18 protein-coding genes and 1 other annotated feature are annotated in these 18,682 nt (G+C 41.4%); of the genes, 11 read left to right on the forward strand and 7 right to left on the reverse strand.

All coding sequences use genetic code 11. The annotated features are described in order from the left end of the window. Positions 1-265: 265 nt before the first annotated feature. Positions 266-366, forward strand: a sequence feature (Trp leader region). 28 nt (positions 367-394) lie between these two features. From ACGF63_RS01655 to trpA, 6 genes are read left to right on the forward strand one after another with little or no spacing between them, the layout of a single operon-like run. Beyond that, positions 395-1,981, forward strand: a complete 1,587-nt coding sequence (locus tag ACGF63_RS01655; protein ID WP_152961961.1) for an anthranilate synthase component 1 — start codon at positions 395-397, stop codon at positions 1,979-1,981. Beyond that, positions 1,981-2,559: a gamma-glutamyl-gamma-aminobutyrate hydrolase family protein gene (locus ACGF63_RS01660; protein ID WP_152961959.1), complete on the forward strand. Its 579-nt coding sequence runs from the start codon at positions 1,981-1,983 to the stop codon at positions 2,557-2,559. Before ACGF63_RS01655 ends, ACGF63_RS01660 begins: the two co-directional genes overlap by 1 nt. Before the next feature lie 15 nt (positions 2,560-2,574). After that, on the forward strand, positions 2,575-3,573 hold the full coding sequence (trpD, locus tag ACGF63_RS01665) for an anthranilate phosphoribosyltransferase (RefSeq protein ID WP_152961957.1): 999 nt from the start codon (positions 2,575-2,577) through the stop codon (positions 3,571-3,573). A gap of 2 nt (positions 3,574-3,575) precedes the next feature. Next, the gene (gene trpCF / locus ACGF63_RS01670) at positions 3,576-4,940 is read left to right on the forward strand and encodes a bifunctional indole-3-glycerol-phosphate synthase TrpC/phosphoribosylanthranilate isomerase TrpF (protein WP_387628588.1); all 1,365 of its coding nucleotides are present in this window, start codon (positions 3,576-3,578) and stop codon (positions 4,938-4,940) included. Positions 4,941-4,974: 34 nt separating this feature from the next. After that, complete coding sequence (gene trpB / locus ACGF63_RS01675; protein WP_036846924.1) at positions 4,975-6,165, forward strand: tryptophan synthase subunit beta; 1,191 nt, start codon at positions 4,975-4,977, stop codon at positions 6,163-6,165. Continuing rightward, the gene (gene trpA / locus ACGF63_RS01680; RefSeq protein ID WP_387628453.1) at positions 6,165-6,971 is read left to right on the forward strand and encodes a tryptophan synthase subunit alpha; all 807 of its coding nucleotides are present in this window, start codon (positions 6,165-6,167) and stop codon (positions 6,969-6,971) included. The genes trpB and trpA overlap by 1 nt, the downstream gene beginning before the upstream one ends. A gap of 72 nt (positions 6,972-7,043) precedes the next feature. On the opposite strand, the gene ompW is transcribed toward trpA, so the two are convergent. After that, positions 7,044-7,685: an outer membrane protein OmpW gene (ompW, locus tag ACGF63_RS01685; protein WP_036846919.1), complete on the reverse strand. Its 642-nt coding sequence runs from the start codon at positions 7,683-7,685 to the stop codon at positions 7,044-7,046. 435 nt (positions 7,686-8,120) lie between these two features. Between ompW and ACGF63_RS01690 the strand changes: the two genes are divergently transcribed. After that, entirely contained in the window at positions 8,121-8,885 is a 765-nt protein-coding gene (locus tag ACGF63_RS01690; RefSeq protein WP_132351441.1) for a YciC family protein, read from the forward strand. A 195-nt stretch (positions 8,886-9,080) separates the two neighbouring features. Here ACGF63_RS01690 and ACGF63_RS01695 read toward each other — a convergent pair whose 3' ends face one another. Together ACGF63_RS01695 and ACGF63_RS01700 are read right to left on the reverse strand one after the other, a co-directional pair. After that, the gene (locus tag ACGF63_RS01695) at positions 9,081-9,623 is read right to left on the reverse strand and encodes an Ail/Lom family outer membrane beta-barrel protein (RefSeq protein WP_036846916.1); all 543 of its coding nucleotides are present in this window, start codon (positions 9,621-9,623) and stop codon (positions 9,081-9,083) included. A gap of 154 nt (positions 9,624-9,777) precedes the next feature. Beyond that, positions 9,778-11,490: a SulP family inorganic anion transporter gene (locus ACGF63_RS01700; protein ID WP_036846914.1), complete on the reverse strand. Its 1,713-nt coding sequence runs from the start codon at positions 11,488-11,490 to the stop codon at positions 9,778-9,780. Between the two features lie 225 nt (positions 11,491-11,715). Between ACGF63_RS01700 and ACGF63_RS01705 the strand changes: the two genes are divergently transcribed. Together ACGF63_RS01705 and yciA are read left to right on the forward strand one after the other, a co-directional pair. Next, positions 11,716-12,252 (forward strand): septation protein A, encoded by a 537-nt coding sequence (locus ACGF63_RS01705; protein ID WP_036846912.1) that lies wholly within the window; start codon positions 11,716-11,718, stop codon positions 12,250-12,252. 77 nt (positions 12,253-12,329) lie between these two features. Then, on the forward strand, positions 12,330-12,761 hold the full coding sequence (gene yciA / locus ACGF63_RS01710) for an acyl-CoA thioester hydrolase YciA (protein WP_036846911.1): 432 nt from the start codon (positions 12,330-12,332) through the stop codon (positions 12,759-12,761). A gap of 69 nt (positions 12,762-12,830) precedes the next feature. Here yciA and tonB read toward each other — a convergent pair whose 3' ends face one another. Together tonB and ACGF63_RS01720 are read right to left on the reverse strand one after the other, a co-directional pair. After that, positions 12,831-13,511 (reverse strand): TonB system transport protein TonB, encoded by a 681-nt coding sequence (gene tonB, locus ACGF63_RS01715; RefSeq protein ID WP_152961952.1) that lies wholly within the window; start codon positions 13,509-13,511, stop codon positions 12,831-12,833. A gap of 103 nt (positions 13,512-13,614) precedes the next feature. After that, positions 13,615-13,797, reverse strand: a complete 183-nt coding sequence (locus tag ACGF63_RS01720; protein WP_036846910.1) for a YciY family protein — start codon at positions 13,795-13,797, stop codon at positions 13,615-13,617. Positions 13,798-14,047: 250 nt separating this feature from the next. On the opposite strand from ACGF63_RS01720, the gene cls reads away from it, so the two are divergent. Both cls and ACGF63_RS01730 read left to right on the forward strand, forming a co-directional pair. After that, positions 14,048-15,508 carry a cardiolipin synthase gene (gene cls, locus ACGF63_RS01725; protein WP_070974751.1) on the forward strand — a complete coding sequence of 487 codons (1,461 nt, stop codon included), beginning with the start codon at positions 14,048-14,050 and terminating at the stop codon, positions 15,506-15,508. Positions 15,509-15,623: 115 nt separating this feature from the next. After that, positions 15,624-16,001, forward strand: coding sequence for an HI1450 family dsDNA-mimic protein (locus ACGF63_RS01730; protein ID WP_152962279.1), 378 nt, complete (start codon positions 15,624-15,626; stop codon positions 15,999-16,001). A gap of 129 nt (positions 16,002-16,130) precedes the next feature. Here the strand turns inward: ACGF63_RS01730 and ACGF63_RS01735 are convergent, their stop codons facing one another. Both ACGF63_RS01735 and ACGF63_RS01740 read right to left on the reverse strand, forming a co-directional pair. Continuing rightward, on the reverse strand, positions 16,131-17,345 hold the full coding sequence (locus ACGF63_RS01735; protein ID WP_070974753.1) for an MFS transporter: 1,215 nt from the start codon (positions 17,343-17,345) through the stop codon (positions 16,131-16,133). Further along, a complete protein-coding gene (locus ACGF63_RS01740) occupies positions 17,333-18,292 on the reverse strand; it encodes an aKG-HExxH-type peptide beta-hydroxylase (protein ID WP_152961950.1) in 960 nt (319 codons plus the stop codon). Before ACGF63_RS01740 ends, ACGF63_RS01735 begins: the two co-directional genes overlap by 13 nt. Between the last annotated feature and the right edge of the window lie 390 nt (positions 18,293-18,682).

Consider the following 18,682-nt stretch of genomic DNA (forward strand, 5'->3'; position numbering starts at 1 on the left):
TATTATTAAATATGCATCATAGCGATATCATAAAATGATAATATTAGTTATTTATGACAGTAAAATAATAAATTTATTAATATTCGCGTCTTCTATACCCTTACCCAACCAATCGACAAAAATTTAATAGAATCTTTTTCATAAAATTCTTGACACACAAACACCGTTCCAGTTTACTAGTACAAAAGAAATGGCAGTATCATCCCGTATATCATCTCTATTTAATGCGAAAGAGGCACTGAAAATGACTGTATTTATGATGTCTATCCGTTGGTGGCACAACTTCCCATTAAGGGCGGTATGGTCACGCACATAAATCAACAGTGCCAAATTACCAAAACCCGCCAGAAAGGCGGGTTTTTTTATATGCATAACTCATAATCAGGACGAAAAAATGACGGATAAACAACCAAAACTCACAGTCATTGAGCAGGAAATAACTTATCAGCCCGATCCTGCACGGCTATTCAATCAACTTTGTAGTCAGCGACCAGCAACGTTATTGCTGGAATCGGCAGAAATTAACAGTAAAAAAAGCCTGAAAAGCCTGTTAATCATCGACAGCGCCTTGCGTATCAGCGCAAACAGCAATCAGGTCACTTTTGACGCCTTGACAGAAAATGGCCGAGATTTATTACCGATTTTGGTCAAAAAATTTCCCAGCAACGTCCAATCTGAAATGACACACGATTCTCTTCAATTGATCTTTCCGCCAATCAATCACACTATGATCGATGAAGATAGTCGCCTGAAAGCCATATCTGTATTTGATGCATTGCGTGCCCTTCTTTCTCTGGCAGAATTGCCATCACAATACGAATTATCATCACAAGACAATGCAGAGGCAATATTCATTGGCGGCCTTTTTTCCTACGACCTGGTCGCCGGGTTTGAGCCGTTACCCACAGTAAAAACTGTTCAACGTTGTCCTGATTTCTGTTTTTATCTGGCAGAAACTTTAATGGTGATCGACCATCAAAATAAAAGCGCACGCCTGCAAATCAGTCTATTTAGTGATTCTCCAGAAGAAGAGCAACGTCTTAAGCAACGGTTGAAAACATTAGCGAAACTCATCACAGAACCCACTGAGCCAGTACAACAAATCTCTCTGCCGGCCATGAAAGTTTTATGCAATCAGGACGACAAAACATATGCAAAAATAGTGACACAATTGCAACAATACATCCGCCAGGGCGATATTTTTCAGGTGGTTCCATCCCGGCGCTTCTCTCTGCCATGTCCAGCACCGCTTAATGCTTATCAAAAACTTAAACAACGCAATCCAAGTCCTTATATGTTCTTCATGCAGGATAAAGATTTCTGTCTGTTCGGCGCGTCCCCTGAAAGCGCACTGAAATATGATGCGTCTAATCGTCAAATTGAGATTTACCCTATCGCCGGCACACGTCCCCGTGGGCGCAATGCTGCCGGAGAGTTGGATGCAGATCTGGACAGCCGAACTGAACTGGAGATGCGTACAGATCACAAAGAATTAGCTGAACACTTGATGCTGGTTGATTTAGCCCGTAATGATTTAGCCCGTATTTGTGAACCCGGCAGCCGCTATGTCGCTGATCTGACAAAAGTCGATCGTTACTCTTTTGTCATGCATCTGGTTTCCCGTGTGGTCGGGACATTACGCCATGACTTAGATATTTTCCATGCTTATCAAGCTTGTATGAATATGGGAACCCTTACCGGTGCACCGAAAGTTCGGGCAATGCAACTTATCGCCCATTACGAAAATGAACGTCGTGGCAGCTACGGTGGCGCTGTCGGTTATTTCACCGGCAGAGGTGATATGGATAATTGTATCGTTATCCGCTCTGCTTACGTGGAAGATGGCATCGCGACGATTCAGGCCGGCGCGGGCGTAGTACTGGATTCCGTACCTTCGGCAGAAGCTGAAGAGACCTGCAACAAAGCAAGAGCCGTCATTCGTGCCATTGCGGAAGCACATCAAGCAGAGGAGATTTTCTGATGGCGAATATTCTCCTGCTCGATAACGTGGATTCATTCACCTATAACCTCGTCGATCAATTACGCAATAAAGGTCATCAGGTTGTTATCTATCGCAATACCGTTGCAACTGACATCATTATGCAGCAATTCAGAACGCTACCCTCTCCGTTACTGATGCTTTCACCGGGACCGGGTAAACCCTCTGACGCGGGCTGTATGCCTGAATTACTCGAAAAAATAATCGGCAAAATTCCGGTGATCGGCATCTGTCTTGGACATCAGGCAATTATTGAAGCCTATGGTGGAGAGATTTCCGCCGCTGATGAAATCCTGCACGGCAAAGCCTCTCTGGCAGAGCATGATAATCAAGCTATGTTCGCTGATCTGGAGAACCCTTTGCCCGTTGCCCGTTATCACTCTTTGGCGGGTCACAGAATTCCATCTGAATTGACGATTTCTGCCCGTTGTGGCGACACCGTTATGGCTATTCGCCACGACAAACATAAGGTTTGTGGATTCCAGTTCCATCCAGAATCCATTCTCACAACACATGGCGCCAGATTACTTGAACAAACTCTGACCTGGGCATTGAATTAAAAAGGAGGTATGAAAATGCAATCTATTTTCGACAAATTGTTCAGTGCACAGATACTGACACAACAAGAAAGCCAGCAACTGTTTTCCGCCATCATTCAAGGAAAATTAAGTGAGCCACAACTCGCTGCGGTCCTTATCAGTATGAAATTGCGCGGTGAGCAGCCACAGGAGATCGCCGGTGCTGCGCAGGCGTTACTGGCAAATGCCCTGCCATTTCCGAGGCCAGACTACACTTTCTGCGATATTGTCGGAACAGGGGGCGATGGAACGAACAGCATCAATATTTCAACCGCCAGTGCATTTGTTGCAGCAGCTTGTCATATTAAAGTCGCCAAACATGGTAACCGCGGTGTTTCCAGCCGTTCCGGTTCATCTGATTTGCTGGCGGCATTGGGTATAGCGCTTGATATCAGTGCAGAATGTGCCCGCAACGCCCTGGATGAAATCGGCATCTGTTTTCTGTTTGCGCCGCAGTATCATGTTGGATTCCGCCATGCGATACCTGTACGTCAGCAACTGAAAACCCGGACGCTGTTCAATGTATTAGGCCCTCTGGTTAACCCGGCCCGCCCGCCGTTGGCATTAATTGGCGTTTACAGCCCTGAGCTGGTTGGCCCCATTGCCAGTACCTTGCAAATCCTGGGCTATCAACGGGCAGCGGTTGTTCACAGTGGGGGAATGGATGAAGTTGCCCTGCATGCACCAACAATCGTTGCAGAACTTAATGATGGAGAAATTGCTCATTATCAATTAAATGCTGAAGATTTTGGTTTACAAAACCATCCAATATCGGCATTAAAAGGGGGGGCGCCGGAGGAAAACCGTGAAATGCTCAGTCTATTGTTACAGGGCCGGGGTAAGAAAGCCCATGCTGATGCCGTTGCCGCTAATGTTGCCCTGCTGATGAAAATTCATGGACAGGAAAATTTACGTCATAACACGCAACAAGCTCTTGAAACCATTCACAGTGGTCTGGCTTATGAACGAGTCACCGCACTTGCCGCAAGGAGTTAATGATGCAAGCTACCGTTTTACAGAAAATTGTTAATGATAAAACCGAATATCTTATTGAACGCAAGCAACAACAACCTTTGGAAAGCTTTATTGATTCTATTGTTGCCAGCCAGCGTCGTTTTTATCAGGCGCTGAACAGTGAACAGACTGTTTTTATTCTGGAGTGTAAAAAGGCATCGCCTTCAAAAGGACTCATTCGTCAGGATTTTGATCCCATCCTGATAGCAAAAACTTATCAGCCTTATGCTGCCGCAATTTCAGTATTAACGGATGAAAAATATTTTCAGGGCAGCTATGACTTTCTCCGTTTGGTGAGTCATGCCGTTCATCAGCCGGTGCTGTGCAAAGATTTTATTATCGATCCTTATCAAGTTTATCTCGCTCGCTATTATCAGGCAGATGCAATTTTGCTGATGCTGTCGGTTCTTGACGATGAGCAATATATTATGCTGTCTGAACTTGCGCATAGTCTAAATATGGGCGTACTGACTGAAGTGAGTTCAGAAGAAGAACGGATCAGAGCTGTCACATTAAAAGCCAAAATTATTGGTATCAATAACCGTGATCTCAGAGATCTTTCTATAGATTTAAACCGTACCAGACAACTTGCGCCACAGTTACCGGAAGGAACAATTGTTATCAGCGAATCAGGCATCCACCAGCATCAGCAAATTCGTGAACTCAGCCATTATGCCAATGGTTTTCTGATCGGCAGCGCTTTGATGTCCCAGTCCAACCTGGATCTGGCATTACGTCAACTGATTCTGGGGGAAAATAAGGTCTGTGGATTAACTCGCCCACAAGATGCTAAAACGGCGTTACAAGCAGGGGCTGTTTATGGTGGTTTGATATTCGTTGAGCATTCTCTGCGTAGAGTTAATATCGAACAAGCTCAACAAATCATCAATGCGGCTGCTCTCAAATATGTGGGGGTATTTCAAAATCAATCATCTGCATTTATCAATCATACCGCCCGCTGTCTGTCTCTCGCTGCGGTGCAATTACATGGAACAGAAGGCGAAGTTTATATTGAAGAACTGCGGAAATTATTGCCTGAAAACTGCCAGATTTGGAAAGCGATTGATATGTCGAAAGATTCATTTCACGCTAAAACCGGAAATATTGATCGGTATCTGCTTGATAACGGCAAAGGTGGGACCAGCAAAAGTTTCGACTGGCAATTACTTGAAAAACAATCACTCAACAATGTGATGTTAGCAGGTGGATTAAATGAAGAAAATTGCCAACAGGCAGCAAAATATGGCTGTTGCGGGCTTGATTTTAACTCTGGTGTTGAAAGTGCGCCGGGGATCAAAAGCAGTCATAAATTGAGTAAAGTGTTTCAGCGTCTACGTAGCTACCAATAAACAACGACTCTTTGACTAATGGACAAACAGAATAATGAGTAAACTTAACCCCTATTTTGGTGATTTCGGTGGACAATTTGTGCCACAGATCCTTATTCCAGCCCTTGAACAATTAGAAGCGGCATTTATTGATGCTCAACAAGATCCTGAATTCCAGCAAGAGTTTCAGGACCTGCTGAAAAACTATGCAGGCAGACCAACGGCATTAACTTTATGTCGTAATTTGACTAAAGGCACTAAAACCCGCCTTTATCTGAAACGAGAAGATCTATTACACGGCGGCGCTCATAAAACCAATCAGGTACTTGGTCAGGCATTACTGGCGAAACGCATGGGCAAAAATGAAATTATTGCGGAAACCGGTGCCGGCCAGCATGGTGTGGCAACAGCCCTGACCTGCGCACTGTTAAATATGAAATGCCGTATTTATATGGGTGCTAAAGATGTCGAGCGCCAATCCCCTAATGTCTTCCGCATGCGTCTGATGGGAGCCGAAGTTATCCCGGTTCACAGCGGCTCTGCAACCCTAAAAGATGCCTGCAATGAAGCACTACGCGACTGGTCTGGCAGCTATGATAAGGCTCACTATTTGTTAGGTACCGCCGCTGGCCCACACCCCTACCCAACCCTAGTTCGGGAATTCCAGCGTATGATTGGTGAAGAAGCCAAAGCCCAGATTCTGGCAAAAGAGGGACGTCTGCCTGATGCCGTGCTGGCCTGCGTTGGTGGCGGATCCAACGCCATTGGCATGTTTGCCGAGTTTATTCCTGAAACATCAGTACGCTTGATTGGTATTGAACCCGCGGGACACGGTATCGAAACGGGCCAACATGGTGCCCCGCTGAAACATGGCGAATTAGGTATCTATTTTGGTATGAAATCGCCCATGATGCAGACAGATGAAGGCCAGATTGAAGAATCTTATTCTATTTCAGCCGGTCTGGATTTCCCTTCCGTCGGCCCTCAGCATGCCTATCTGAACAGTATCGGCCGAGCTGACTATTTTTCCATCACTGATGATGAAGCATTAGCTGCATTCAAAACGCTTTCCCGTGAAGAAGGCATTATTCCGGCTCTCGAATCCTCTCATGCGCTGGCTTATGCTTTGAAAATGATCCATCAAGCGCCTGATAAAGCGCAATTACTGATCGTCAATCTATCCGGTCGCGGTGATAAAGACATATTTACTGTCCATGATATTTTAAAATCCAGGGGGGAAATCTGATGGAGCGTTACGAGCAGCTATTTAAACAATTGGAAAGCCGTAAACAAGGTGCTTTTGTCCCCTTTGTCACACTAGGTGATCCAAACCCGGAATTATCGTTGGAAATTATTGACGCACTGATTGCAGGTGGTGCTGACGCCCTTGAGTTAGGTATTCCTTTTTCTGATCCGCTAGCTGATGGCCCGACAATTCAGAATGCCAATCTGCGCGCTTTCTCCTCAAATGTTACCCCCACTCTTTGTTTTGAACTGTTGGCAAAAATCCGGACAAAATATCCTGATATTCCCATTGGTTTATTGATGTATGCCAACCTGATTTTTCATAATGGCATAGACGAGTTTTATCGCCGCTGCAAAGACGCAGATATCGATTCTGTATTAGTTGCAGATGTTCCTGTATCAGAATCACGGCCATTCCGTACCGCAGCAATGAAATACGGTATTGCTCCTATCTTTATTTGTCCTCCGAACGCAGAAGATGAATTATTACGTGAAATCGCCTCTTACGGCCGGGGATATACCTATTTATTATCCCGAGCAGGCGTTACCGGCACAGAACGACGCGCTGAACATCCTTTAAATCATTTGGTCAACAAGTTGCGGGAATATCATGCTGCACCACCATTACAGGGATTTGGTATTTCAGAACCTGCACAGATAAAAGAAACGTTAGCAAGTGGTGCAGTTGGTACAATTTCCGGATCTGCCGTAATCAAAATTATTGAAGAAAATCTTTCTCAACCAGAAATAATGCTGAAAAAACTTACTGAGTTTGTATCAAAAATGAAATCTGCCACTCAGCTTTAGTATAAAAAATGGGGCAAAATCTGCCCCATTTTCTCATATCATACAACTCACATTAAACAAACGCGGTTCTTATCAGAAGTGATAACCGACACCAAACATAAATACCCACGGATCAAGCCGGGTATCAATTTTATGGCTCTTGTCACCTGCTTTGAATTTCACATCAGTTTCAATGTTCACCCACCACACAGATGCGTTTAGCATCCAGTTTTGATCTAACTCATAATCTAAGCCAACATGCCCGGCAACACCCCAGGAATCTTTCAGCTCCAGACTGTGTAAATTATTGCCTTTAACAGCATCATTACCATTGAATTTTTCGTTAAAGAAAGTGGTATAGTTCAAACCAACACCAATATAAGGGCGAAAATGACTTTCTTTAGAGCCGAAATAGTATTGCGCCATTAATGTCGGTGGAAGACTCTTTATTTTGGCAATATTACCAGCACCCGGTAAACTTACCTGATGCTGGAAAGGTGTCCCAGCGAGTAATTCAATACCAATATTATCGGTAATCATATAACCGAAGGTTAAACCCATCTGGGTATTATTATCCGCACTAAGAGAACCTACCCCTAATACATTATCAGAACCCGTATTAGGCCTTACTGTTGCAGTACCCGTGCGGAAAAGAATATCACCCGCTTCATGAGCAAAAGCGAACGATGGTGCTAAAGTTGCCGCTGCTAATACAAATGCAGAAAGTTTTTTCATTATTCATCCCATTCCTGTGATTTAAAAGTCAATAAAAATATAGCCATATATTTAAAATTATGATCCAAGATAGATCACATCTTTTAAAGAATTTAATAAAAATCGTATATTTGCGATATTATTATTTCAAATAGGAATTATTTTAAATTGACACAAATCAATATTTATTATTAATTAGTTGGATATTTTTTATATTTATATACTAATTCAAATATTTTATCTGATGATACTTCCATTATGTTTTAACAAGGTTAAATTTATGTTTATTTTCATATTAAAAAGATAACATGAAGCATTTTTTCCTTTCATCAACAATCACAGACAATCACTAATTTATCCGCATAATCTCCTTTCAGCTATCCACATCTGCCCATAACAGAGTACAATTAACCGCTGTGTATTATTGTATTGTTTAACCTGATAGGAGCTGTCTTCATGCCAATCACGGCGAATACCCTGTACCGTGACAGTTTTAACTTTTTCAAGAATCAACTGTTAAGTACTCTGACTCTGGCCGTTCTGGCGGCTCTGGTGACTACCCTATTGGGTCACCTGTTTATCCCTGATAGCGAACAGATGAAGCTGCTGACAGAAGCAGAATTCACTTTTGCAACTTCAGGTAAAGCAGGTATTCAGGATATGGTGTCCCAAATGACCCCAGAGCAACAGTCTATGATCATGCGGGCGGGAATAGGCACTATTTTCTCCAGTATGATTGGCAATGTACTACTGGTTGGTGGTGTCTTGACGTTGGTCACGGCAGTTTCAGCGGGAAATCGTATTTCTTCATTACAGGCAATTGGTTTATCAGCAAGCCAATTACCAAAACTGTTCCTGCTACTACTTATCTGCACTCTGCTGATCCAACTTGGTTTGATGCTCATGCTGGTACCAGGTATTATTTTGTCTATCGCCCTGGCTTTATCACCGGTTATTATGACCGCTGAACGTTGTGGTATTTTTGCCTCTATGAAAATAAGTTGGAAACTGGCATTTGCCAATATTCGTTTGCTGGTTCCGGCAATTCTGTTATGGCTGACCGCAAAGCTCTTACTGGTGTTTATTATTGACCATCTGACATTCATTCATCGTGAGATGGCGGGAATCATGCTTGGCGTATTTAATAACCTGATCTCAGCTATTCTGTTAATTTATCTGTTCAGGTTATATATGCTGGTTGCCTCTTCACAACAAAAATGAATATAAAATAGCTGTTCAAACAAACCCCATAGCGATAAAAGCTATGGGGCTGAAGCAATACAACATGAACCGTTTATGTCCATGTATGTTTTGCAGCTTGACTATCCGGATAAAATCAAAAAAAATTCCCTGCTTATACAACAGGGAATTTCTGTAGACGAGGTAGCTAATTAAATACAAATTAGCAGATTTCGATTAGAATCGATAACCTACGCCAACTACCCAAGTACCTATCTTAAGCTCATCCAATTTTGAATATTCATAAGAGGTATCGATAGTCCAATTTGGCATAGGGTTAAACTGTAATCCCAATCCGTAGCTAACAGATGTTTTACTCTTGCTGCCACTCATTGTACCAACATAATCTGAGAGTTTAACCTTTCCATGTGCAGCACCAACCATACCGTATACGCTAACATATTCATTAAAACGATATGTAGGGCCCGCCATCAGGGAAAAATAATCCATATCAGATTCAGCTACTTTTTTGCCGCCCCGGTAATAATCGTAACCTAAATATGTATATGTAAGTGAGCTAATAACACCAAAATTATTATCCAACTCGTAGCGGTACTTCAGGTTGAAGCCCTTTGGGTTATCATCAGCCTTTTTACCGTCAAACTTTGCATGGCTCTGAGCATAGCCACCAGAAATCGTACTTTCACCGCTCGCATTTGCAGCAAATGCGAATGCAGATAAACCAACAGCCACCACTGAAGCTACCAGTGTTTTTTTCATTGAAAATCCCTAATATTGTATAAAATATAGAAAAAAATAATTACGGAGAGGTATTATTTATCAGTAACCAATAGAAAACAACAAAATTCCATTTATTGTTAAGTTCCCGTTTAATAAAGCAAAATACTAAGCATTACAGTCGTATTTCTCTTAATTATCTTTTGATGTAATTAGAGTACCATTCGGGCTTACTTTGAATCATTCGCACAGCAAAATAGAGATCGGGCACCACAACTAGATCGTCATCACTGCTTCTCAGTTTATTTTGTTTTATCCAGCGGGTAAGTTCTGTCCGTCGGCCAGCGAGCACCAGTGTGACACCTTTTACTTTCAATTCAGTAATCAGTTCATCAATAGCCGCAAAAACACTTACATCGTCATAGGTAAAACTCACAGCCGCATCAACAACTAACCAACCCGGACGTTTTTTCGCCCTGTCTACATGCTGCAACACCCGTTTTTTAAAATAACTGACATTGAAATAAGTTAATGGTGAGTTAAATCGGTACATCATCACACCGTCTACCGGTTTAATCTCATTGCCTTGGTTAATGGAATGAATCATCCCTTGTTCATTAACGCCCAAAAGCTGATCTGTCGGGCGGAAGACAATGCGCAAAAACTGCAATAAGCCAAGCAGAACAGCAAAACCAACACCGTTAATCAAACCAACCACCAACACTGAAATCAGGGTAAACAGTGATAAAGTGAATGCCTGACGATTTCGTTTCCGCAGTGACCAGATCCCCCGTAAATTCAACAATGATGATGCCGAATAAATCAGCACTACACCAAGAGATGACAATGGAATATGCGCCAGGAAACCTGTCATGAACAGCAAAACCAGCAAGATAACCACAGCGGCAATCACAGAAACCAATTGCGTTTTCCCACCAATAGCATCATTAACCGCCGTTCGGCTGCTGGCAGCACTGACAGCAAACCCTTGTGATAAAGCAGAAGCAATATTCGCAATACCTAAGGCCCTAAGCTCAGAATCCGCATCAATCTGATAGCCGTTTTTATTGGCAAAACTACGAGCCGTCATCATAAAACTGACAAAACTGATAACGGCAAGGTTCAGGGATGGGATAACCAGATCACGCATAATTCCAGGTTGGAAATCAGGCATTGGCACAACAGGCAATCCCCCACCGCTGACACTGCCAACAATCTGAATCCCGTATTTTTCAAGCCCAAATTGCCAGCTTACATACGTCGTTAATACCATTGCCAACAAAGGCCCCGGCCAGGCCGGGCGCAAGAAACGTACAGTCAGCAAAATCAACATCGTCGCAACCGACATTGCCAATGTCGGTAAATGTGTACTCATTAGTTTGGCAGGCAATGCGATCACCCGTTCAATCAATCCAACAGGTACGCCGGCAAAGCCAAAGACTTTAGCCAACTGATCCACCATGATTGTCAATGCCACACCGTTCATTAATCCTTTAAGGATCGGTCTTGAAAGAAAATCAGCAAACGCACCTAATCGGAAATGACTCGCGAGAATACACCATATCCCTGTCATTAAAGTCATCGCGATCGTAAGCTGCCAACGTACATCTTCATTACCAAAAACCAAGGGCGCAACTGCTGCTGCAATAACAGCACACGTTGCTGCATCTGGCCCGACAATTAACTGTCTTGAAGTGCCAAATAACGCATAAGTGAACATTGGCAAGATACATGCGTAGAGACCGATAATTGCACTTATTCCCATTAATTCAGCGTAAGCAATAGCCACCGGCAGAGCTACTGCGGCCACAGAAAGCCCTGCCCTTAAATCATGACTAAACCATTCTTTGCGATAATGAGAAAAATTGCCCAACCCTGGCATCCAACGCTGTAGTTTTTTCCACTGCATTTGGTTTATGCCCTCTTATTTTTCAACGGGTTTTGGCTATAATGCTGTGTTATATGCTCACTGACAACAGGAAGTTAATTACGTCGCTCTTTATGGTAAAATTGTGCGAAACAGATCGATAAAAATCTTTATTTATCGATAAATAAAGCCATACTGTTGCCGCTTAGTATATTCAACCACCAAAATCGGATAGAGTCAGTTGCCGGAATTACGATAGGTTCAAACATGAAACAACTTTTAGACTTTCTACCTTTAGTCGTATTTTTTGTTGTATACAAAATGTATGATATTTTCTATGCTTCCGGGGCTCTGATCGCCGCCACCGGTTTAGCTGTAGCGATAACTTATTTCATCTACCGGAAAGTAGAGAAATCTTCTCTGATCACTTTTATCATGGTTGCTGTTTTCGGCACTCTGACCTTAGCTTTCCACAGTGATCTCTTTATTAAGTGGAAAGTCACCGTAATCTATGCCTTATTCGCATTAGCCTTGCTCGTCAGCCAATGGTTCATGAAAAAACCACTTATTCAGAAAATGCTAGGAAAAGAGCTGGTTTTACCGGATTTTGTCTGGAATAAACTCAATATGGCATGGGCGCTGTTTTTTATTGCCTGCGCGCTGGCCAATATTTATGTCGCGTTCTGGTTACCGCAAGATGTCTGGGTTAACTTTAAAGTATTTGGTCTGACTGCCCTAACCTTGGTTTTCACCGTGCTCAGTGTAGTATATATTTATCGTCATCTGCCACGCGAACAGAAGTAACCCTATTCAAATGGATACCTGCCTGCTCTCGTTAGTAGGCAGGTATTGTTTTTTCATCAAATAAAGTAAAGTTTTCAATGACACAACAACAATTACCTAACGGAGAATTAGTCCTCCGCACACTGGCTATGCCCGCTGATACCAACGCCAATGGAGATATTTTTGGCGGATGGCTGATGTCACAAATGGATATTGGTGGCGCAATTCTGGCAAAAGAAATTGCAGAAGGCCGTGTTGTCACTGTCAGAGTAAATGGTATTACTTTCCTTAAACCTGTCGCTGTTGGTGATGTCGTCTGCTGCTATGCGCATTGCCTCAAAACCGGCAACAGTTCGATTACGATTAACATCGAAGTCTGGGTGAAGAAAGTAGCATCTGAGCCTGTAGGTCAACGCTATCGTGCAACCGAAGCGGTATTCACTTATGTTGCTGTTAATGAGGATAATACCCCGCGCCGGTTACCCGAAGGCAAAACCCAATTCCAACTGACCAGCAGCACTGACGAATAAGCCTGATTATTAATGTAAAAAAAGGAGCATCTGAATCATGCTCCTTTTTTATCTGCATTTTCCCACCGATCAGGATTGAGATATACCGGTCATTTTGAATTCTATTGTTGTGATATAGCCAACAGCGGGTATTTTTTCATAACGCCACTTTCTCATTGCTTTTTTCACTTCCCGGTCAAAAACATTGGGTGGATTGGCACCAATCACTTCGATATTTTTTACCCGACCGTCTTCATCAATATCATATTTGACTCTAACATTACCCTCAATCCCCAATGCTGCCGCTCTGGATGGATAAATGGGTAACGCTTTACTTAATGCTTTTGGCCCATTCTGTGATTTAGTTGCCGTATTAGTTGCCGGTTTATTCTGATTATTATCAGTACGGTTAACCAGTGGCTTTTCCAGTTGTTCAGTTGTCTTCTCAACTGGCTCCGATTGCTTTTTAACAACCTTCTTCTTCACTTCCGGTTTCGGCTTCAGCTTCTTCACCTCTGGCTTTGGGATCACCGGCTCTGGAACAGGTTCCGGCTCCTCTGGCTCTGACTCGGGTTCAGGTACCGCAGGTTGTGAAACCGGAGCTTCTTCGGCAGCTAACTGAATCATAGCTACAGACATAAGTGCAGCATCAGGCTGTTTTTCCGGTATCACAGAACAAAAAAGTGCGGCAGCAACAGAAACATGCAAACAAACTGATAATAATATTGGCCAATGTATCCAACGCATAAGGGAGTTCTTGATTAGCAGCATAATAGTCAATCCTCGAATAACTGCTAGTTTAAATGCAAATAGCAATCATATTCAATAAAGATTGTAGGTGAGCGTGAATATAAGGCCAAAAAATATTATTTTTTTACTGCATCCATTCACTATGTTGAACAAACAATAAAGCTCGCCGCTGTTTATAAACATCTAATTTACGTAGTGAATAAATACGCAAATTACGTCTTGATTGCCCTTCCATCCAACGGCGACGGCGGTTGAAATTCTGACGCAATCTCCGCCATCGTCCTACTTCATTCCGACTATGTCTCATACAATTATACCTGTAAAAAATATCACGCTTATTATATAGGCCTTTAAAAAAGATATCCAAGGCGTATCTGGATAGTACTTTTTATGTCAATAGTGCGAAATGACCAATATCGAGTATGATGCTTGCAGTATACTTGCCGATTTTTTGGTAAATTCATCAAGTTAATTAGATCGTTTATATCCCGTGTTTCGGGGAAACCGTGTTAAACGCCACCAAAGATGTCTGAACAAAACAGGATTGATTGCCGAACATGACAACCTTTTATTCCGTCCTAAGTTGGCTTGCTATTTTCTTCTATTGGCTGATCGTTGCCAGTATCACCTTACGTATTTTAATAAAACGCCGGCCTGTCACTTCCGCTATGACCTGGCTGCTGATTATTTATATCCTGCCCTTAGTTGGCATTATCGCTTACCTGTCATTTGGTGAGCTGCATTTGGGAAAACGCAGAGTTGAACAGGCAAAAGCCATGTGGCCGTCAACAGCGGTATGGCTTGAAGAGTTGCGCAAATCTCGTCATATCTTCGCCACGGAAAATAGCGAAGTCGCGACACCTTTATTCCAGCTTTGCGAACGGCGGCAAGGGCTTGAAGGCGTTAAAGGCAACAAGATCCAACTGCTGACAACCTATGACAATTCACTCAAAACCATTATCAAAGATATTGATAATGCGAAACACAGCATTGAAATGATGTTTTATATCTGGCAATCCGGCGGCTTGGTTGAACAAGTGACTGATGCCCTTATGGCCGCCGCACATCGAGGAGTCAGATGCCGTGTTATGGTGGATTCAGCCGGCAGTTGGTTATATTGCCGTAGCCAATACCCGGATATCATGCGCCAGGCAGGAATTGAATTTGTTGAAGCTTTACCAGTCAATATCTTCCGTCTATTTCTACGTCGGATGGATCTGCGCCAGCATCGTAAAATTATCCTGATAGACGACTATATTTCTTACACTGGCAGTATGAATATGGTAGATCCACGCTTCTTTAAGCAAGACGCCGGCGTTGGACAATGGATCGACATCATGGTGCGAATGGAAGGGCCGGTTACCACGACGATGGGGGTTATTTACGCTTGTGACTGGGAAATGGAAACAGGTCAACGCATCTTTCCACCCTCACCAGACAACAATATCATGCCATTTGAACAAGCCAGCGGGCATACAACTCAGATTATTGCCTCTGGTCCAGGATTCCCTGAAGAGTTAATTCAACAATCTTTAATGACGGCTATTTTCTCTGCCCGTAAGCAATTGATATTAACTACCCCTTATTTTGTTCCCAGTGATGACCTGATGAATGCTATCTGCACTGCGGCCTTAAGAGGTGTGGAAGTTATTATCATTGTTCCTCGCAGAAATAATTTTTTCCTGGTTCGCTGGGCAAGTCGTGCATTCTTTTCTGAACTATTGAAGGCGGGAGTTAAGATTTATCAGTTTGAAGAGGGTTTATTACATACCAAAAGCATTTTGGTTGATGGCCAACTCAGTATGGTTGGCTCAGTTAATCTCGATATGCGCAGCCTGTGGCTGAATTTTGAAATTACCGTGGTTATTGATGACGAAAACTTTGGTAATGACCTGACTCTGGTGCAATACGATTACATGGCCCATTCTACATTGCTGGAAATCCATGAGTGGGAACAGCGCCCTTTGTGGCATCGGATAATTGAACGTATTTGTTACTTTTTCAGCCCACTACTGTGACCAATACCCTCGTCTTGACAAGATGGGGGTACCAATCAATGCTTCATCATGTTTTAATTCTCCCATCATTACTACTGACAAATGAATTGATATGGACAACAAACCTTCACAAACGATGGACTTAGATCTCAACAACCGAATGACAGAAGATGAAACCCTTGAGAAAGCGTATGACATCTTTCTTGAGCTGGCTTCATCCAATCTTGATCCTGCGGATATTTTGCTATTTAGCTTACAATTCGAAATACGGGGCGGCGCAGAATTACTGGATCCTTCCGAGGATTGGCTTGAACATGTGGATTTCGATCTGAACCCTGATTTTTTCGCAGAGGTGATTATCGGGCTAGCAGAATCTGAGGATGCTGAGATTAATGATATTTTTGCCCGCATTTTGATTTGCAGGGAGAAATCCCACCAGATTTGCCATATTTTGTGGAAGAGTAATTTCAACGACTCACGTTTGAAATCCCCGAAACCATTTGTCCGTGACTGACATGGAGGACTATATAAGTTATTCAAACCAATGTGGGTAACAAACCATGTCTGTAATCCATTATCCTGAGCGGATATCAAAGGAATAAACGGTGATTCCTATCCCTCACAGAATAGAGTACAGATAATCTTAAGATACATCAATTTCATCTTTTACTTTTGTACTCCTCAGCGCCTCATATAAGAAATAAATGCTGATGATAAATAAATAAGTACCTAATATCATCATAGCATCATTTGATTGCATATAACGTGACAAAATGTAAGAAACAACAGAGCCAAACGGTATTGCAGAATAGATAATCATGTAGGATGCAGAAATAACGCTCACCACTTCATCTTGGTGATAATTAGTCTGTCTCTCAGTATAAAAGACAATTAAGTTGATGGCACTCAACAACATAACAATACTCCATGCTATTGATGCAATATAGATATTATTGGTTATGGGTATGAAAATTAAGCACAAAGAACATACTATCCCTGTAATGGAAATTAAATGCCATTTATTAACATTGTTCTTATACATAATCCTGCCGATCCTTACTCCTATAATTAACCCGATAGTGGAAATAGCAAAGAATAATCCTAACTTTATATCTGTTAAATTAAATTTTTCGATTAAAAAATACGTCAGTATAGATTGAAATCCATGTAACGCTATGTTTGAAAAGAAAAAACGCCTCATCAAATAATTAACAAACAAATTATCCTTAATAAGTCTAAAACCTTTGATGGTTTTTAAGATGAAATTCTCACCGGTGGTTTTTATTCTCAACTCTATATTTATTTTAGCTAAAATAAATATAGAGATCACATATATGACACCAATAATAAGAAATACATTATTATAACCTAAATAACTTAATATGGTTGCGCCGATCATTGGTCCTATAGCAGGAAACAGGCTATCGACAAAAGCAATTTTCCTGCTCATTTCTTCCATATCTTCTTTATGTGGCAATATCTCTTTTAATATACTGTGGATAATGGTTTGGTATAAGATAAGAATGGATGATAACAAAAATACCACCATAAAAAAAACAAGGTTACTAAAATTAATCTCAAAGTAGATATAGGAAAAAAGACATAAAAACAAACCAATTAAATTCAGTATTAATAGGCTTGCTTTTTTTGCAAGCCTGTTTTCGAGTAGATTAGCTATCGGAGGTGCAATGATGTTTGGTGTAAATAGCAATCCATAGCTAATCGTCATCATTTGCAATGATTTTGTTTCTGAATAAAGCACTAACGGAGCGATAAATTTAAAAACCCAATTATTCATCGAGTTGAGGATGTATGAAATTAAAAAATATAGTGATTGACTGCTTTTTAATTTAAACATTGGTCAACTCGTTCCTTCATTTCCTTGAATATCGCATAACCCCTTTCTGTTAGGTCACCATACTGTTCTATGATATTGTATGTTTCATTATACCGAGTTAATGCTCTTTCCAAGAACTTCGTATTGTTATTGAGATCGTTTTTGGAAGAAACTTTAACAGCCTGTCTGAAATAAGACACGATATTGCCAAGCACATAATTGGCATGATAGATACCAGACATTGGCCTTTTATCTTTTCTAAATGGTGCCGTGTAGAGATTCTCTACCGGGTTGTAGACAAGCTGATCTTTAGTTTGCTCCAAAAATAATTTTGAGTGCGATGCCTCATGAACCAAATCTTCAATGTATTGGTTTATTGAACTAATCTCTTCCTTCGTATTGGGAGAAATGATGATACATCCCAACGTTTTTAATGTTGACCCCGATTTTATCCCCCCACGTTCAGTTTGACCAACCAAAACAATGTGCTTTATTAACGAATTGACAAAGTTGTAGTAATAGGGTGAAACAGATTTCATGAGATCCAATGATTGATGTATTTTGGTTATCTCTTCTTCTGAGTTCCCCATGAATGGGCCGAATGCATAAACACCATCGTCATTGACGTCATTATCCGGTTTGTCATAGATATCTTTTAAGGTTTTTGCTACCTCTTCTGAGATGTTAGCATCAGTAATAACTAATATTTCCGGTCTACCAGGAACCATTGTATTAGGGCTGTGAGTAGACAAGTTATTCAACGCAGATTTTAAGAAAATTTCTGCATTTTTTTGGTCTTGCTCTTTTATCGCATCAACGCACAAAAAATAGTTGGCAAAAACCTTCCAATTATAATTGATTTTTAACTTATCACTGAAGGCTATATTGAAGTTTTCAGACAGGTATTTTAACGAAGATAACACTTCATCTTCAAAAAACGATTTATTCTTCTCAATGGCAGCAGTCATGACAAATTCCTCATTAATAAAGGTGTTAAAGTGTCCAGATATTTGGACACTTTAATCGCACTAGATGACGCTTACTTTCGATTGATGAGAACAACAGCTGTGTACAAATGACCTTTCGGGGTAAATAATTTAGAGAGATCGATATTGTTCATATTAACGTCTCCATTACTTAGATAAAACTCAGTTACGCTAAATATATGTCAACAAAATACATTTATTTAATTAACACTTTTCCAACACAAAAATATTTAACATTTTATTTATTAAAAGTCAACTATTTATTATGATCTGCAAGTAAATGATACACTACCCCAGTAATTTCATGGAGTTGCAATTAAAAAACCAATAAATTACCAAGCAAAGTGCACCATCTAATATGACAACATCATC

The sequence above is a fragment of the Photorhabdus sp. RM322S genome, from assembly GCF_042879395.1.
GTDB classification, from domain to species: Bacteria; Pseudomonadota; Gammaproteobacteria; order Enterobacterales; family Enterobacteriaceae; genus Photorhabdus; species Photorhabdus khanii.

Bases quoted from the DNA above. Each gene is read 5' to 3' on its own strand.
- ACGF63_RS01695 (WP_036846916.1), bottom strand. From the start codon at position 9,623: ATGAAAAAAACACTGGTAGCTTCAGTGGTGGCTGTTGGTTTATCTGCA.
- ACGF63_RS01700 (WP_036846914.1), bottom strand. From the start codon at position 11,490: ATGCAGTGGAAAAAACTACAGCGTTGGATGCCAGGGTTGGGCAATTTT.
- yciA (WP_036846911.1), top strand. From the start codon at position 12,330: ATGACACAACAACAATTACCTAACGGAGAATTAGTCCTCCGCACACTG.
- ACGF63_RS01690 (WP_132351441.1), top strand. From the start codon at position 8,121: ATGCCAATCACGGCGAATACCCTGTACCGTGACAGTTTTAACTTTTTC.
- trpCF (WP_387628588.1), top strand. From the start codon at position 3,576: ATGCAAGCTACCGTTTTACAGAAAATTGTTAATGATAAAACCGAATAT.
- ACGF63_RS01720 (WP_036846910.1), bottom strand. From the start codon at position 13,797: ATGAGACATAGTCGGAATGAAGTAGGACGATGGCGGAGATTGCGTCAG.
- ACGF63_RS01660 (WP_152961959.1), top strand. From the start codon at position 1,981: ATGGCGAATATTCTCCTGCTCGATAACGTGGATTCATTCACCTATAAC.
- ACGF63_RS01730 (WP_152962279.1), top strand. From the start codon at position 15,624: ATGGACTTAGATCTCAACAACCGAATGACAGAAGATGAAACCCTTGAG.
- ACGF63_RS01735 (WP_070974753.1), bottom strand. From the start codon at position 17,345: ATGTTTAAATTAAAAAGCAGTCAATCACTATATTTTTTAATTTCATAC.
- ACGF63_RS01705 (WP_036846912.1), top strand. From the start codon at position 11,716: ATGAAACAACTTTTAGACTTTCTACCTTTAGTCGTATTTTTTGTTGTA.
- trpA (WP_387628453.1), top strand. From the start codon at position 6,165: ATGGAGCGTTACGAGCAGCTATTTAAACAATTGGAAAGCCGTAAACAA.
- trpB (WP_036846924.1), top strand. From the start codon at position 4,975: ATGAGTAAACTTAACCCCTATTTTGGTGATTTCGGTGGACAATTTGTG.
- ompW (WP_036846919.1), bottom strand. From the start codon at position 7,685: ATGAAAAAACTTTCTGCATTTGTATTAGCAGCGGCAACTTTAGCACCA.
- trpD (WP_152961957.1), top strand. From the start codon at position 2,575: ATGCAATCTATTTTCGACAAATTGTTCAGTGCACAGATACTGACACAA.
- cls (WP_070974751.1), top strand. From the start codon at position 14,048: ATGACAACCTTTTATTCCGTCCTAAGTTGGCTTGCTATTTTCTTCTAT.
- ACGF63_RS01655 (WP_152961961.1), top strand. From the start codon at position 395: ATGACGGATAAACAACCAAAACTCACAGTCATTGAGCAGGAAATAACT.
- ACGF63_RS01740 (WP_152961950.1), bottom strand. From the start codon at position 18,292: ATGACTGCTGCCATTGAGAAGAATAAATCGTTTTTTGAAGATGAAGTG.
- tonB (WP_152961952.1), bottom strand. From the start codon at position 13,511: ATGCTGCTAATCAAGAACTCCCTTATGCGTTGGATACATTGGCCAATA.